General features: G+C 60.1%; 15 protein-coding genes. 9 read left to right on the forward strand and 6 right to left on the reverse strand.

What is annotated here, in order from left to right; translation table 11 throughout:
- The first annotated feature begins 10 nt into the window (after window positions 1-10).
- Together IMCC20628_RS03190 and IMCC20628_RS24140 are read left to right on the forward strand one after the other, a co-directional pair.
- The gene (locus IMCC20628_RS03190; RefSeq protein WP_052766274.1) at window positions 11-787 is read left to right on the forward strand and encodes an alpha/beta fold hydrolase; all 777 of its coding nucleotides are present in this window, start codon (window positions 11-13) and stop codon (window positions 785-787) included.
- A gap of 132 nt (window positions 788-919) precedes the next feature.
- Entirely contained in the window at window positions 920-1,684 is a 765-nt protein-coding gene (locus tag IMCC20628_RS24140) for a hypothetical protein (protein WP_052766275.1), read from the forward strand.
- On the opposite strand, the gene IMCC20628_RS03200 is transcribed toward IMCC20628_RS24140, so the two are convergent.
- On the reverse strand, window positions 1,677-2,582 hold the full coding sequence (locus IMCC20628_RS03200; protein WP_047029009.1) for a metallophosphoesterase: 906 nt from the start codon (window positions 2,580-2,582) through the stop codon (window positions 1,677-1,679). The two genes, IMCC20628_RS24140 and IMCC20628_RS03200, sit on opposite strands and share 8 nt — an antisense overlap.
- Between IMCC20628_RS03200 and IMCC20628_RS03205 the strand changes: the two genes are divergently transcribed.
- Entirely contained in the window at window positions 2,565-3,128 is a 564-nt protein-coding gene (locus IMCC20628_RS03205) for an NUDIX domain-containing protein (RefSeq protein WP_245307869.1), read from the forward strand. The genes IMCC20628_RS03200 and IMCC20628_RS03205 overlap by 18 nt on opposite strands.
- Window positions 3,129-3,199: 71 nt before the next feature.
- Here IMCC20628_RS03205 and IMCC20628_RS03210 read toward each other — a convergent pair whose 3' ends face one another.
- From IMCC20628_RS03210 to IMCC20628_RS03225, 3 genes are all read right to left on the reverse strand, one after another.
- Window positions 3,200-4,192, reverse strand: coding sequence for a P63C domain-containing protein (locus IMCC20628_RS03210; RefSeq protein WP_047029010.1), 993 nt, complete (start codon window positions 4,190-4,192; stop codon window positions 3,200-3,202).
- Window positions 4,193-4,227: 35 nt separating this feature from the next.
- Window positions 4,228-5,185 (reverse strand): IS630 family transposase gene (locus IMCC20628_RS24535; RefSeq protein ID WP_156174391.1). Its coding sequence is split into 2 segments (ribosomal slippage): window positions 4,228-4,833 and window positions 4,835-5,185, totalling 957 coding nucleotides; the frame shifts between segments, so codons are not numbered across the junction.
- Between the two features lie 358 nt (window positions 5,186-5,543).
- Entirely contained in the window at window positions 5,544-5,756 is a 213-nt protein-coding gene (locus IMCC20628_RS03225) for a hypothetical protein (protein ID WP_047029012.1), read from the reverse strand.
- 272 nt (window positions 5,757-6,028) lie between these two features.
- Here IMCC20628_RS03225 and IMCC20628_RS03230 point away from each other — a divergent pair, with 272 nt between their 5' ends.
- Window positions 6,029-6,955 carry an ABC transporter ATP-binding protein gene (locus tag IMCC20628_RS03230; RefSeq protein WP_047029013.1) on the forward strand — a complete coding sequence of 309 codons (927 nt, stop codon included), beginning with the start codon at window positions 6,029-6,031 and terminating at the stop codon, window positions 6,953-6,955.
- Window positions 6,952-7,713 (forward strand): ABC transporter permease, encoded by a 762-nt coding sequence (locus tag IMCC20628_RS03235; RefSeq protein WP_047029014.1) that lies wholly within the window; start codon window positions 6,952-6,954, stop codon window positions 7,711-7,713. The genes IMCC20628_RS03230 and IMCC20628_RS03235 overlap by 4 nt, the downstream gene beginning before the upstream one ends.
- 82 nt (window positions 7,714-7,795) lie before the next feature.
- On the opposite strand, the gene IMCC20628_RS03240 is transcribed toward IMCC20628_RS03235, so the two are convergent.
- The gene (locus IMCC20628_RS03240) at window positions 7,796-8,785 is read right to left on the reverse strand and encodes a glutathione S-transferase family protein (protein WP_047029015.1); all 990 of its coding nucleotides are present in this window, start codon (window positions 8,783-8,785) and stop codon (window positions 7,796-7,798) included.
- Between the two features lie 230 nt (window positions 8,786-9,015).
- On the opposite strand from IMCC20628_RS03240, the gene IMCC20628_RS03245 reads away from it, so the two are divergent.
- The 4 genes from IMCC20628_RS03245 to ggpS all read left to right on the forward strand — a co-directional run bounded on the left by IMCC20628_RS03245 (window position 9,016) and on the right by ggpS (window position 13,075).
- A complete protein-coding gene (locus IMCC20628_RS03245) occupies window positions 9,016-9,543 on the forward strand; it encodes an N-acetyltransferase (protein ID WP_047029016.1) in 528 nt (175 codons plus the stop codon).
- 128 nt (window positions 9,544-9,671) lie between these two features.
- The gene (locus IMCC20628_RS03250) at window positions 9,672-10,799 is read left to right on the forward strand and encodes an NAD(P)H-dependent glycerol-3-phosphate dehydrogenase (RefSeq protein ID WP_082127980.1); all 1,128 of its coding nucleotides are present in this window, start codon (window positions 9,672-9,674) and stop codon (window positions 10,797-10,799) included.
- Window positions 10,796-11,578, forward strand: coding sequence for an HAD family hydrolase (locus IMCC20628_RS03255; RefSeq protein WP_047029017.1), 783 nt, complete (start codon window positions 10,796-10,798; stop codon window positions 11,576-11,578). The genes IMCC20628_RS03250 and IMCC20628_RS03255 overlap by 4 nt, the downstream gene beginning before the upstream one ends.
- A gap of 3 nt (window positions 11,579-11,581) precedes the next feature.
- On the forward strand, window positions 11,582-13,075 hold the full coding sequence (ggpS, locus tag IMCC20628_RS03260; RefSeq protein WP_047029018.1) for a glucosylglycerol-phosphate synthase: 1,494 nt from the start codon (window positions 11,582-11,584) through the stop codon (window positions 13,073-13,075).
- A 30-nt stretch (window positions 13,076-13,105) separates the two neighbouring features.
- Here ggpS and IMCC20628_RS03265 read toward each other — a convergent pair whose 3' ends face one another.
- Window positions 13,106-15,166: a membrane protein gene (locus IMCC20628_RS03265; protein WP_047029019.1), complete on the reverse strand. Its 2,061-nt coding sequence runs from the start codon at window positions 15,164-15,166 to the stop codon at window positions 13,106-13,108.

The raw sequence follows: 15,166 nt of genomic DNA on the forward strand, positions 1-15,166 counted from the left end.
GGAGAGAGCCGTGACCGGACTTCAGATGGAACTTTCGGGACCCGAGAACGGCACGCCGCTGGTGCTGCTGCACGGCTTTGGCGGCGATCATTCGGCCTGGGATGCGGTCAAGGCGGCATTGCCGCCAACCACCCGGATCATTGCCGTGGATCTGCCCGGCCATGGCGGCTCGCTTGATGCCGAGGGGCGTGGTGGCGCCGGGCGGATGGCAAAGGCGATCCTTGCCGGGCTGGATGCGACGGGTGTCGAGAGTTTTCATCTGGCTGGCCATTCGATGGGTGGCGCGGTCTCAGCGCTGATCGCCATGCGCGCGCCCGACCGGGTTCAGTCGCTGACGCTGGTGGCACCGGGCGGTATTGCCAAGGCCATCAATGCCGGGCTGCTTTCGCGCTATGCCAAGGCGACATCCGAGGCGGAGATCCGCGGCTGTCTGGAAGAAATGTCGGCGTCGGGGTTCGTTACCCCGCAGGCGGTGATTGATCATTTTGTTGCGGCCCGTTCAAGGCCCGGTCAGCTCGAGGCGCTGGACGAGACGCTTCAGGCGATGTTCCCGGACGGGCCGGATCAGGGGCAGGGGGTGTTGCCGGGCGATGCGCTGGCAGCTCTGGCCATGCCGGTGGCGGTGATCTGGGGCACAGAGGACAATGTGTTGCCCTGTCCGAAGCCGCCGGCCCTGCCGGCAAGCTTTGCCTTCAGCGTGCTGCCCGGGCTTGGCCACATGCTGCCGGAAGAAGCGCCGGAGGCGATTGTCCGGGTGCTGGAACAGGCGCTGGCAGACCGGGGCTGAGAGGGCTGGCTGACTGCGCGGAGCCCAGGGCGCGGCATCTTTACCATCCCGGCAATCTCTGCCGCCGCATTGTCGCCATCAAAGCCGGTCTGTGGTAACGTGTTGTTAACCAATTCTGTCCGGAACAATGCCATGACCGACCGATCCAAACCGCATTCCAACGACCGCCGCCTGGCCGACATCGTCCGCGAAGTCAAAATCGCCGCTGCCGACCGCACCGATGTGGTGGTCGATATCCGTGACGCCGATCGCGCCCGGCTGGAGCTGCTGGCGCAAGAAGTTCAGCCGCTGCTTGATGACATTGATCCGGCCGATGACCGGTTTGATTTCGGCATCTCGCCCGGCCTGCAGCCGCGGCTGTGGATCGATTCGGTGGCGCATGTGCATATGGGCCACGACCGGCGGGTGTTCCGCTTTGTCCGCGACACGCGGCTCGGCCGGGTGATCCTCTCCGACACCAGCGACATGACGGCGACGGCGGATTCTGTCGGGCGCTACATCGCCGAACGGGTGATCGAGCGTGAACGCATTCTCGCCGGTGATTTTGAAGCGATGAAGGCGTCAGCCTCGGCAAGCCACGGGACATCCGCCTCGGCGGGCGATCATGATCAGCAGCCAACGGCAAAGGCCGATGCTGCCGACGACAAGGCGGCAGCCAGATCTGCAACGGCTCCGGACAAATGGACATCGCCGCGCGAGGACACCGCGACCGACACGTCAAGACCGATGGCGGCGTCGCTTGCCAGTGTGCCGGAGATTGCCAAAGAGCCCGCGTCCAAGCCCGGCCGCGGCGCCGGATTCGTGCTGGGAGCGTCTTGGTTCATTCTCGGCTGCGTTGCCGGCTCCGCGGCGCTTGTGATGGCGTTCTGGGACCGGATTTCGGCACTGATCAACTAAGTTTTGCGCCGATCAGGCCCTGCTGGGTTTCCTCAAAACCGGATCCCTGATTCGCGATGCGCATGCGGCGATGGACAAGGCTCCAGTTGCCGGGTTCGCCATCGATCTCGAACAGGTTGAATCCTGCTGCCGGTTTTTTGCCGCCGGGGCCGTTGCTGGCCGAGGCGATGCCCACCACCGGAACCGGGCCGTCCAGGCCGTTCAAGTGATGCAGCGTGTCGAGATGGGTGTGCCCGTGCAGCACCAGTTCGGCGCCGTGCTTTTTCAGCATCTTGGAAAAACGGCCGATGCCGCGCAGCCGCTTGTGCCAGGGGGCAGCGCCACGCACCGGCGGATGATGAATCAGGATCACCCGGAACAACCCGTCCTTCTTGGCCTGGTCGAGCAATTTGCCGGTGGCGCGGGCCTGGCGGCGGGTCAGATCGCCGGTGGCGACGAAGGGCAGCGTGGCGTTGGCCGAGGACATGCCGATCAATGCTACCGGACCGCGCTGGCGGTAGCTCGGGAACAGCTCGGCCCCGGGAAGATCGGCGTCGGAGACCAGCCAGGGCCGCCAGGCGGCCTTGATGCGGGACAGGGCGCCCGGGACATAGGCATCGTGATTGCCGGGCACCACGGTGGCCTTGTCGGGTTCGAACCCGGTCTCCAGCCACAGCCGAGCCGCCTCGATTTCGGTGTTGGTCGCCAGATTGACCAGATCGCCGGTGATGGCGACATGATCGGGGGCTGCCTCAAGCATTGCGGCCAGCACATTCTCCAGCGTATCGCCAAAAAGCTGCTTGCGGCGGTTGCGATGCCAGTTCACATAACCAGTGATGCGCTTGGAGGCGAGCTCCTTGAGCGACATTTTTGGCAAGGGACCAAGATGAATATCGGAAATATGGGCCAATCGAAACATGGTGGCAGCAATAGCGATCCACAGCCCGGCCTGCAACCGGCAGGTTCGGTTGATGACGGCTTTGGTGGCCGCCCGCCGGAACTGCGATCGGTTCGCGCGCGGCTGGTGACACGGCTGATCCATGTCTGGTTTGTGCTGACGCGGTCGATGACGCTGGGGGTCCGCGCCGCCTGCTATGACGCTCAAGGCCGGGTGTTTCTGGTGCGCCATTCCTATGTGCCGGGCTGGCACATGCCCGGCGGCGGCGTCGAACGCGGCGAAACCTTTGGCCAGGCGCTGATCAAGGAATTGCGCGAAGAAGGCAATCTCGTGCTCGACGGTGAGGCTGAGCTGTTCGCAGTCTATTTCAACAGCCGCACCAGCCGCCGCGACCATGTCGGTTTTTACCGTTGCAGCGTGCGCCAGACCGCGCCGAAACTGGCCGACCGCGAGATTCTCGAGGCGGGATTTTTTGCGCTGGATGCGCTGCCTGAAGGCGTGACGGCTGCGACACGGCGGCGGCTGGCGGAGTTGGCGGGCGAGGTGCCGGTTAGTGAAGTATGGTAAGGTTGGGGTGGCTTTGGACGGTGATTTTGATATGCTTGGCGTAGGCTTTATTCGTACCGGCCTCAAGCATGTTAATCATTATCAATTTCCATCTCGATTTGGCTCCCCACCTTTGGGAAGGCCACATCGATATTCCTCTTAAATGCCTTCCAGTCTTTTGATATCTTCATTACCGGGAGAATCTGGAGAATGTGATCTCGGAGATCTGGCTGACCCACATCATGGGAAAGAAACTGGTGATGCTTAAATTTTCTTCGTTTTGATTCTTCTTGCGTTGGATTGAGTTCTTGAAGCTTCGGCAATACGCCCTCCGGCAATCGATCATAAACAATGTCATTTGTGATGTGGCCAAGGAGGGGTGTCTTGGCTTTGCCGACCGGCCATTTCCAGCCCTTTAGCCGGTAAATCTGTTTGTAAAATTCGTCTGGGAAGCGTTTTGCCCAGGCAAGCCTCTCTTCGACAAGATAGACAGATAAGAGGCGGTGTAACTCGTCGCGGTCACGTTCTGTCTGAAACCCTGTCGCCTCGTCAACTAGTGCAACGATACCGACTTTTGCGAGTGCCCGGACCAGCATCTCACTGCTTTCGGCGATAGTGGCCTGTTGGAGGGTAAGAAGCCCCAAATTCCGAGCCTCTAGGAAAAGGTCACAGACCTTCGGGAGGAGTTCTGCTTTGAAACCAAGCGCCTTACCTCCTGTTGTGGTTATAAAAGCTATCGGAACCGTCGAGTCTATTATTTCTTGTGTAATAAGTGGTTTAAGGCTTTTTGTAGCTAAAAATGGGGGCAAGCCGTCGGTTACCTGTTGCGACCTTCCTTTTGGCTTTGTTGATCTCCCAAGGGCGCCGAGGAACCCGGCTTGTGTAAGAAGCCGTGTGCCATCTGACAATACAGCGCAAGGGATCTCAGCGTCTCCTATTTTTAGCGTTCCCATGTGAGTCGCTTTGGGCAAATTGGCTGCTTCGGCCCACCTCGCCTTAGCGGCCTGGCTCGCGATATCACTGCGTTCTTCGGAGGTCAGTTTTTCTGCGCGGGCCTTGCCGCCCTTGCTTTGAGGTGTGCTCATGCGAATCGCTCCATGCTTGCTAGAGCATCGTACGTTTAATCCGGCGCATAGCCTGCTGCCTTGAAATAGTTCCAGCATTCGGTTCTTTCGAAGAGATGGCAGATAGAGCCAAGTGCGTCTGAAAGCGCGTCGAATGTTCTGGCGGCCGCGGCTCTCAGATGTGCCTTGATCTTCGAGAAAGCCATTTCGATGGGATTGAGATCTGGGCTGTAGGACGGAAGGAACAGGAACCAGGCTTTGCTTTCCTTCAAGATCTCGGCGGCTTTTTCGCTTTTGTGAACGGCGAGGTTATCCAGGATGACGACGTCGCCGGGCGATAGGGTCGGGGCGAGTTGTGTCTCGACGTAGGTGTCGAAGGATATGCGGTTCATGGCGTGGTGAATGATCCACGGAGCGGTCAGGCCATGGCAGCGCAGGGCGGCGATGAAGGTCTGCGTGCCCCAATGACCGAATGGTGCATCCATATGCAGCCGCTCACCGCGCGGGCAGCGCCCGCGAAGACGCACCATTTTCGTATTCACCGATGTTTCATCAATGAAGACAAGACGATGCGGTTCGAGCCGCATCCTCGGCTGTCGCTTGGCGATCCAGACATCACGAGAAAGCCGCACTGGCGCGCGGGCGCGTTCGGATGCCATCAGCGCTTTTTTTATATGTGAACCCTTCCGCCACCAGAATGCGCGACAGGGACGATGGCGGAACGCGAACGCAATGCGTCTCGTCAAGCTTGTCGACCAATTCCGGCATCGTGATATCGGGCTTTTTCTCGACTTCGGCAATCAGGAAGGAGCGGTAAGCCGCAAGCTTGCCGCCGCCCGGCGGGCGGCCTTGGCGCGGTGGCGACACAGACCCGGTCTTGCGGCGATGCTGCATGACACGGATCGCCGTGCTGTCGCCGATGGCGAAACGACGTGCTGCTGCCCGGCAGGAATGCCCGGCCTCAACCATAGCAATGACCCGTGCTCGGATATCTACGGAATGCGGTTTGCCCATGAGACACCTCCATTCCCGAAACAACCATGAAACCGAACGAAATGGAATCCCACCTGATTCACGTTTCGTGACCGATGCTGTAGGTTAGCGATACCGTGCTTGCTGAAATATTGCAAGCATACATTTGGAACAAAAGTGAACGTGCTTGCTATTTGGCCGTCTGTTCGCCGAACCTTCTGTGCAATTTTTCCGCCATTCTGGCGCCATATTCTTGGCGCGCTTCCGGCCATCCACTTTACCAAGAGCCCTCGCATTTGGGTCTTAACCATCTTCGGGCACGTCGTTTTCAACCTCGCCTGAAGCGATCTGCACTTTGTGAACAGCGCGGCTGTTGGCGTCGGCGGGGCGCGTCTGTCCTTTACATTCGGTTGGCCTCTTGATCCTCAATATCGGGTGCGGGCTTGCCCTCTGCCTTGAGCTTAGCAGCAAGTTTGCGGAATAGCTGTGGATGGTAATTCACACGGCCTGGCTCATTGCTTACGGTGTCTCTGAAATCACCGAATAGCAGGTGGATTCTCCGACTGTTGGCGCTGTAATAGACGGAGACATTCATTGCGATCTGCTTTCCCATGTAACCTCCTATGCTTTGCAGTAAGCACATATAGGAATTGGCGCCGGGATTTGATACGGCGTAGACCGCCCATTTTCAATTGAGACACTGCTGACACTATTTGGCCGCAGCATAGGTAATGTGATCACCGATCCCGGCCCTGTGGCGCTTGCGCCCTTGAAAGCCGTCAATTCCGGCTTAAATTCCAGCAACTGCATCCTTGCATTATCGGTCCGCGTTTGTTGCATTGATTGTGTCTGCAACCGAGCGCCCCGCTTTATGAAAAGTAGACCATGTCTCCAATCCTTTCGATCCAGAATCTTTCAAAACAATATGACAGCGGCTTTCAGGCGCTGAAGAATGTCAATCTCGATATCGAGGAGGGCGAAATTCTGGCGCTGCTGGGGCCCAATGGCGCTGGCAAGACGACGCTGATCTCGATCATCTGCGGGTTGGTCAAGGCCACTTCGGGTACGGCCAAGGTCGGCGGCTTTGATGTTGTCGATGATTATCGGCAGGCGCGGTCGCTGATCGGGCTGGTGCCGCAGGAAATTGCACTTGAGCCGTTTCAGACCGTCAGCGACGCTCTGCGCTTCACCCGAGGCCTCTTCGGCAAGCGCAAGGATCCCGCACTGATCAAGAGCATTTTGGAAAAGCTGTCGCTTGGGGACAAGGCCGACACCAAGACCATGGAACTGTCGGGCGGCATGAAACGCCGGGTGCTGATTGCCAAGGCGCTGTGCCACGAGCCGCGGGTGCTGTTTCTCGACGAGCCGACGGCGGGCGTCGATGTCGAACTGCGCAAGGAAATGTGGGAGGTGGTGCGCCAGCTCAAGGATGACGGCGTCACCATCATCCTGACCACCCATTATATCGAAGAGGCGGAAGCGATTGCCGACCGGGTCGGGGTCATCAACAAGGGCGAATTGTTGCTGGTGGAGAAAAAAGCCACGCTGATGCAGCGGATGGGCAAGCGGCAGATGCGGGTCGAGCTGATGGCTCCGCTCGATGCCATTCCCGAGGCCTTGGGCAAATATAATCTCGATTACAGCGCCGAGGACCAGACGCTGACCTATTCCTATGAAGCCAATGGCGAGCGCACCGGCATTGCCTCGCTGTTTGCCGATCTGAGCAAGGCCGACCTGATCCTGCGCGATGTGGAAACCAGGCAAAGCTCGCTCGAAGACATCTTTGTCGGACTGGTGGAGGACAAGTCATGAATTTCCAGGCAGTCAAATCCATCTATTCGTTCGAAATGGCGCGGTTCTTCCGCACCCTGTCGCAGAGCCTGATCTCGCCGGTGCTGTCGACATCGCTGTATTTCATCGTCTTTGGCGCCGCCATCGGGTCACGGATCCAGGAGGTCGACGGTGTCAGCTATGGCGCCTTCATCATCCCCGGACTGATCATGCTGTCCTTGCTGACCCAGAGCATTTCCAACGCGTCTTTCGGAATCTATTTCCCGAAATTTTTGGGCTCGATCTATGAGCTGCACACAGCACCGGTGTCATTCATGGAGATCGTGCTTGGCTATGTCGGGGCGGCGGCGACCAAATCGGCGCTGATCGGGCTGGTGATCCTGGCAACGGCAACGTTCTTCGTGGATTTCGAGATCATGCATCCGCTGGCGATGCTGGCGTTCATGGTGCTGACCTGCGTCTCGTTCAGCCTGTTCGGCTTCATCATCGGCATCTGGTCGAAGAATTTCGAACAGCTGCAGATGGTGCCGCTCTTGGTGATCACGCCGCTGGTGTTTCTGGGGGGCAGTTTCTATTCGATCTCGATGCTGCCGCCGATCTGGCAGACCGTGACGCTGTTCAATCCGGTGGTCTATCTGATCTCCGGCTTCCGCTGGGCCTTCTTCGGCACATCCGACATCAATCTCGGCCTCAGCCTGGGGATGATCGCGCTGTTCATGTTCGCCTGTCTCGGCATCATCTGGTGGACCTTCAAGACAGGCTACAAGATCAAGACCTGATCCCGCGACGGGTTCAAGCAAAAGGCGCGTCCGGGACAGGGCGCGCCTTTTGGCATTTTCAGGGCGTGATCGTCAGCCGGTTTCAGGCTGCCTCGCGAATATGGTCGCGGCCATGCGGGGCCTCGAGATCAAGCTCGGGGCCGACCGGGACAATGCCGGTCGGATTGATGGTTTCATGGCTGCCGTAGTAATGGTTCTTGATGTGATCCATGTTCACCGTCTCGGCAATGCCCGGGATCTGGTAGAGCTCACGCAGGTAGCCTGACAGGGCCGGGTAGTCGACGATGCGGCGGATGTTGCATTTGAAGTGGCCGACATAGACCGGATCAAACCGCACCAGCGTGGTGAACAGCCGGCAGTCGGCCTCGGTCAGCGTGTCGCCGGTCAGGTAGCGATTGCCGGTCAGGCGCATTTCGAGCATGTCGAGCGCGTCAAACAGGGCGTGGACGTTTTCCTCATAGGCCTCTTGCGTGGTTGCAAAGCCTGATTTGTAAACGCCGTTGTTGACGTTGGTGTAGACGATCTCGTTGATCTCATCGATCTCTGTGCGCAGCGCTGCCGGATAGTAGTCCGGGGCAGGCTTGGCGATGGCGTCAAAGGCCGAATTGAACATCCGGATGATTTCCGAGGATTCATTGGAGACCACGGTTCCGGTCTGCTTGTCCCACAGCACCGGCACGGTGACCCGGCCGGAATAGTCGGACTTGGCTGCGACATAGACCTGCCAGAGGAAATCCTTGCCGCCCAGATGATCGGCGGTGCCGCCATCGCGATCGTGGAACTCCCAGCCGTTCTTGCCCATATAGGGATCGACAATGGAGACCGAAATCGCCTCTTCCAGGGCCTTGAGCTTGCGAAAGATCAGCGTCCGGTGTGCCCATGGACAGGCGAGAGAGACATAGAGATGGTAGCGTCCGGCTTCGGCCGCAAAGCCGCCCTTGCCCGACGATCCGGCGCTGCCGTCGGCGGTCACCCAGTTGCGAAACGCCGCTTCCGAGCGCTTGAATTGGCCACCTGTGGATTTCGTATCGTACCAGACGTCTTTCCAGACGCCGTCAACCAGCATTCCCATGATCATTCTCCTTTGACCCAAGACATAAGCCTGAAACTGAAAAAAGCGAAGGTTTTGGGGGTGAACGGTGCGTTTTGCATTGGACGACAGCCACGGGCTTTGCTATTGGCGAAAGACAAGAAGGAAACACCGGATGCCCGCCACGGCCTTGCGACGACGCTGAACAGACTGCCAACGTGCTTTTTTGCGCGTGCCGTGTCACGTCTCGTTGCTCAATCCGGAAACACTCCATGCCCTGCCAGGATATTGTCTTTCTCACCGAAGACGCGTCTCATGACGCGGCCATCAATCTGATCAATGAAGAAGCCTTCGGGCCCGGCCGTTTCGTCCGGTCGTCGGAGCGCGTGCGTGAACAGGGGCCGCATGACCGCAGCCTGTCCTTCATTGCCGCAGACCGGGGCGAGACCATTGCCTCGGTGCGGCTGACACCGGTTTTCGCGGGGAATGTTGCCGGACATTTGCTGGGTCCACTGGCGGTGCGGCCTTCGCACAAGAATCGCGGCATTGGCCGCGAACTGGTGCGCATCGCACTGGCCGCGGCGCAAACTGGCGGAAGTCAGGCGGTGCTGCTTGTTGGTGATCCGCCCTATTATGCACCGCTGGGATTTGCCCGGACAAAGCCGGGCGCGCTCACAATGCCCGGCCCGTTCGATCCGCACCGGCTGCTGGCAGCTTGTTTTGGTGATGCCGATGCGATGTCGCTTGAAGGCGAAATCCATCATCGCGACCGGGGGCAAGCTGCCCTCGGCGTTGGGTGAAGGCGGTTCAAACCGGGCAATTGGGGATGTCCCAAAACCGACGCCGGACTGCGTTTCTGATGGTTTTCGGCTGCCCTGCAGCCGGTATTTGGTTGCACTGCAGCACAATCGGCACTACATAGAGCCATATGATTTATTCAGGCACACAAGCCAACGACTTCTCTGCTTCACCCGTTTCATACACCAAAGTCTGCGTTATCGGTGCAGGCGCATGGGGGACTGCACTTGCTTCCGTGGCGCGACGCGCCGGCCGGGAGACTGCAATCTGGGGACGGGATCAGGCAACAGTCGAGGCCATAAACACCCGTCGCGAAAATCCGAAATACCTTCCGGGTATCGAGTTGCCGGACGGGATCCATGCAGCCACGGATATGGCCGAGGCGCTTGACGGCGCGGAAGCCGTGCTGCTGGTCACGCCGTCGCGGACGCTGCGCGATATCTGTGTTCAGATGCGCCCGCATCTGGGCAAGGATGTTCCGATCGCGCTGTGCGCCAAGGGGATCGAGGCCGGTACCGGCTATCTGCTGAGCGAAGTCGCGGCGCAGATCCTTGACGGGCATCAGATCGGTGCGCTGTCGGGGCCGACATTCGCTACTGAGACCGCGCTTGGTCATCTCACTGCCGCCACTGTCGCGTTTCAGTTTTCCTATTCCGACAGGCTTGATACCGCCTCGAGCCCGGCGACGCGGCTGGCGCTGTCACTCGGCTCCGAGTTTTTCCGGCCCTATATCACCGATGATCTGGTCGGCGTCGAAGTCAGCGGCGCCATCAAGAACGTGATTGCCATTGCCTGCGGGATGATCACCGGGGCCGGCTATGCCGAAAACACCCGCGCGGCGCTGATCGTACGCGGCATGGACGAAATGAAAACGCTGGCCGACGTGCTTGGCGGGCGCCGCGAAACGGTGACCGGCCTGGCCGGCGCGGGCGATCTGATCCTGACATGCTCATCGCAGACCTCGCGCAACATGTCGCTCGGCGTTCAGCTCGGCAAGGGCATGGCGCGGGACCAGTGTTTTGACGGCAAGCCGGTGGTTGTCGAGGGCGAAGTCAATTCGATCTCGGTGATGGACCTTGCCCGCCGGATGAACATCAAATTGCCGATTTGCGAGAGTGTATTCCGGATCCTGCACCAGGGCGCCGATGTCCGGGAGACCTTTGCAGATGTCTGGTCGCAGCCGATCGAAGGCGAACGCCGCGGTCTGGCTATCTCCATTGATCACCCCGTCGCCATTGCAGCAGAGGCCCTCCAATGACCCTAGCCCCGACACAACCCGACGGCTTGCACACCCGCAAATTCGTCCTTGCCACCGATCTCGATGGCACCTTTCTGGGCGGCAGCGACGCGGACCGGTCGCGTCTGTATGGCTGGATAGAAGCCAACCGCGACACGGTCGGGCTGATCTTCGTTACTGGCCGGGACCCGAAATTCATCGGCGATCTGTGCCGCGACCGAGGCGTGCCGTGGCCCGACTATGCCGTCGGCGATGTCGGCACAACCATCGCCACGGTATCGCCGGAAACGGGTGTGGCGCCGATCGAACATCTCGAAACCGAAATTGCCGCGCAATGGGGCGATGCCGGCGACATCGTGCGCGCCAGGCTTGACGGCCATCCCGGACTGACGCTGCAACCCACCGATTTCCGCTATCGGGTCAGTTATGATATTGATGCCGACAGTTTTGATGCTTCGGCCTGGGATATCGTGCTGGAAATGGGATTTCAGCCGCTGATCTCGGACAACAAGTTCTTTGATGTCCTGCCGGATGGCATCAGCAAGGGCCCCTCCTTGCGCCGGCTTGTCGAGCACCTGGCGATTGCGCCGGAACGCGTGTTATGCGCCGGCGACACACTCAACGATCTGTCGATGCTGGAATGCGGTCTGCCCGCAGTCGCCGTCGGCAATTCGGAACCGGAACTGGTCAAGCGCGTTGCTCATCTTGAGCACCTGCACATGGCGCAAGCCCATGGCGCGGCAGGCATCTTGGAGGCAATCCGTGCCTTCAACATGCATGACCTACCAGAAGGATATTGATTCATGGCCAGCGACCTCGTTATTGTTTATCACCGTCAACCCTATGAAGAGGTTGAAGAAAACGGCAAGATCGTTTTCCGGGAAAACAAGAGCCCGAACGGGATCGTGCCGACACTGAAAGGCTTTTTCGGTCGCGTCGACAAGGGCGCATGGATCGCCTGGAAGCTTGCCGAAGACGCCGCCAATCCGGATTTCGAGCGGGTCATCGAGATCGAGGACAGCTATGGCAAATACTCGGTCACGCGGCTGCCGCTGACGCCTGACCAGGTGTCGAGCTTTTATCACATCACCTCGAAGGAAGCCTTCTGGCCGATCCTGCATTCCTTCAAGGAACGCTACAATTACGACCCCGTCGACTGGCCGACATTCCGCGAAGTCAACTGGGCCTTTGCCGAAGCCGCCGCGGCTGAAGCCGCACCGGGCGCGGTGGTCTGGGTGCATGACTACAATCTGTGGCTGGTGCCGGGTTACCTGCGCAAGCTGCGGCCTGATGTGAAGATCTCGTTCTTCCATCACACGCCGTTTCCGGCGGCCGACATGTTCAACGTGCTGCCGTGGCGGCGCGAGATCGTCAACAGCCTGCTGGCTTGCGACGTGGTCGGTTTTCACATTCCGCGCTATGCGGTGAATTTCGTCCATGTGGCGCAGAGCCTGCTCGAGGTCGGCAATGTCGTGCGCAAGGACGTCAATCCCGATTTCGTCTGGGAAGGCACCGCGCTGTCGGACCGCCGGGTGCCGGAATCGGTTCAGTATGAGGGACGCACGATCCGCATTTCCAGTGCGCCGGTGGGCATTGACTGGGACTTTATCCAGGAACGCGCCGCATCGGAGGAAACCCGCGAAAATGCCGCGGCAATCCGGGCGGAACTGGGCGATTGCAAGCTGATCCTGTCGGTCGGCCGCACCGATTACACCAAGGGCGGCGTCCAGCAGCTGGAAAGCTATGAACGTCTGCTGCAGGCGCATCCGGAAATGCACGGCAATGTGCGGCTGATGCATGTCTCGGTCGGCGCCAATCGCAGCATGGCGGCTTACGAGGAAATCCAGGGCGAAATCGAACAGGTGGCCGGCCGCATCAACGGCACGTTCGGCTCGTTCGAATGGCAACCGGTGGCGCTGATTTCATCGGCGGTGCCGTTCAAGGATCTGATTGCCTATTACCAGCTGGCCGATGTCTGCTGGATCACGCCGCTGGCCGATGGCATGAACCTGGTCTGCAAGGAATATGCCGCAGCGCGCACCGATGGTGACGGCGTTCTGGTGCTGTCCGAATTTGCCGGTGCGTCGGTGGAACTGTCGTCTGCGGTGATCACCAATCCGTTCTCGCACCGGTCGATGGACACGGCAATCGAGCAGGCGCTGGCGATGCCCGAAGAAGAGCGCCGCCACCGGATGGCGATGTTGCGCAATACGGTCAAACGCTATGGCATCAAGGCCTGGGCCGAAGACCAGATGAGCTATTTCGGTGACGAGGAAGTGCTGTCCAAAGCCAGCTAAGCCGAGGCTTTGCACAGTAGCGAGGGCCTGTTAGCGGCCCTCGCGGAACCATGTGGCGCCCAGCGCCAGGATCATCAGGGCAAGGCCCAGAAAGCCACCGAACAGCGGCAGTGATCGCACGCCCTTGAGCACGCTCTCATTGCTGGCGCGCAAGCCCATTCGGCTGCCGGCATTGACGGTGGCTGCCCGGGTCGGCAGGATCTGCGGCAAATTGGAGGCTTCCGCATTGACCCGCGTGGTCAGGCCACCACTGTCGGCCGAGATAGGCGCGATCACATCCGTCGTCGACACTGTGGCGCGAAATTCGGGCGCATCCACCGCGCCGACATGGGCCAGCGCCCGCAAATCGCCCGAGGTGACTTCCACCAGTCCAGGTTCATCCAGCGTCACTTCCGTCTTGAACAGGCCATCGCCAGCGGGCGCCAGGGTGATATCGCGCATCTCGCCCGAGGGCAGCTTGATGGTGGCAGGGCCGGTGGTATCGCTCATGGTCTGGCGCTCGACCATCAGGGTGCGGCCACTGGCAGATGCGCGCAGCGCCTCTTCTTCCAGTGAGGGTTCCTTCATCAGCCAGTGGGCAATGCGCCGGTAGAGCGCCACATGCGGTCCGCCGCCTTCAAAGCCGCGGGCCCAGAGCCAGCCGTGATCGGACAAAAGCATGGCGATGCGGCCATCGCCATAGCGGTTGAGCACCAGAAGCGGCTCGTCATTGGCACCGCTCATCACCACATCACCGACCGTGTCGGTCACGCCGACAGTGCGGAACCAGCGGCCCCATTGCGGCGGCTCGTTCGTGCCGCCGGGCAAGGCGCGCGTCACCGGGTGACGTTTGCCATCGACAGACAGCCGCGGATAATAGCCGGCCTCGGTGACCTCTCCGGTCGGCAATGCCGGGAGCGCCGGCGCCAGCGGGGTTTCGGCAATGGATTCAATACCGGCAAGCTCGGGACCGGCGGCAATCAGCAGCGCGCCGCCGTCTTCGACATAGCGGGCGATGTAATCATAATAGAGCACCGGCAGAACGCCGCGGTTCTGGTAGCGGTCGAAAATGATCAGATCGAATTCGTCGATCTTCTCGATGAACAGTTCGCGGGTCGGAAAGGCAATCAGCGACAGTTCCGATATTGGCGTTCCGTCCTGTTTTTCCGGCGGGCGCAGAATGGTGAAATGCACCAGATCCACCGAAGCGTCGGATTTGAGCAGATTGCGCCAGGCGCGTTCGCCGGCATGCGGCGCGCCGGACACCAGCAGCACGCGGAGGTTTTCGCGAATGCCCTCGATCAGCGCCACGGCATGGTTGTTGGCGGCTGTGACCTCGCCGTCGATCGCCTCGACCGAGAACTCGACAATGTTTTCTCCGCCGCGCGGCAGTTTGAGATTGAAGGAGGTTTCCTGGCCGGGTAGGGCGGTTTCGGTGGTAATGGTCTTGCCATTGACCCGCACGGTGACCGGCACAGGTCCGGAAACTGCGGCGCCATCTTCGCTGACCCGGTAGACGATCTCCTGCTGTTCACCGACGATGCCGAAACGGGGGCTGCGCACCACATCGACCCGCCGGTCGATCTCGTTTTCATCGCCGACGATCAGCCCGTGCAAAGGTGCGTCGAGGCCGAGCGCTGACAGCGAGCCGGGCACGTCGTGAACCTGCCCGTCGGTGATCATTACAGCACCTGCGAGGCGTGAACTCGGAACATCGCGAATGCCTGACGCCAGCGCCTCGAACAATTTTGTCGAGGGTGATTGTGCATCGGGATCGGTGACGGCCTCGATGATCCGCAGTTCAAATGCCGGGTAGCGCGAGATCCGCTCGGTGAGCGCCTTCAGCGCGGCATCGGTGCGCGCGGTGCGGTCGATGCTCATCTGGCTGGGGCTGCGGTCGACGACGACGGCGACGATGCCGGTGACCGGCTCTCGGTCTTCGAAATTGGCCACAGGATTGGCCAGCGCCAGCACCAGCGCCGAAAGCGCCAGCGCCCGAAGCGCTGCGCCGCGCATGCGCTTGGCAATCGCCCAGCCAACCAGCAGAAGGGCGATCAAGGCCAGTGCAAGGATCAATGGCAGCGGTACAAATGGATCAAAGGCCAGGCTCAT

Source organism: Hoeflea sp. IMCC20628, from assembly GCF_001011155.1.
GTDB lineage: Bacteria > Pseudomonadota > Alphaproteobacteria > Rhizobiales > Rhizobiaceae > Hoeflea.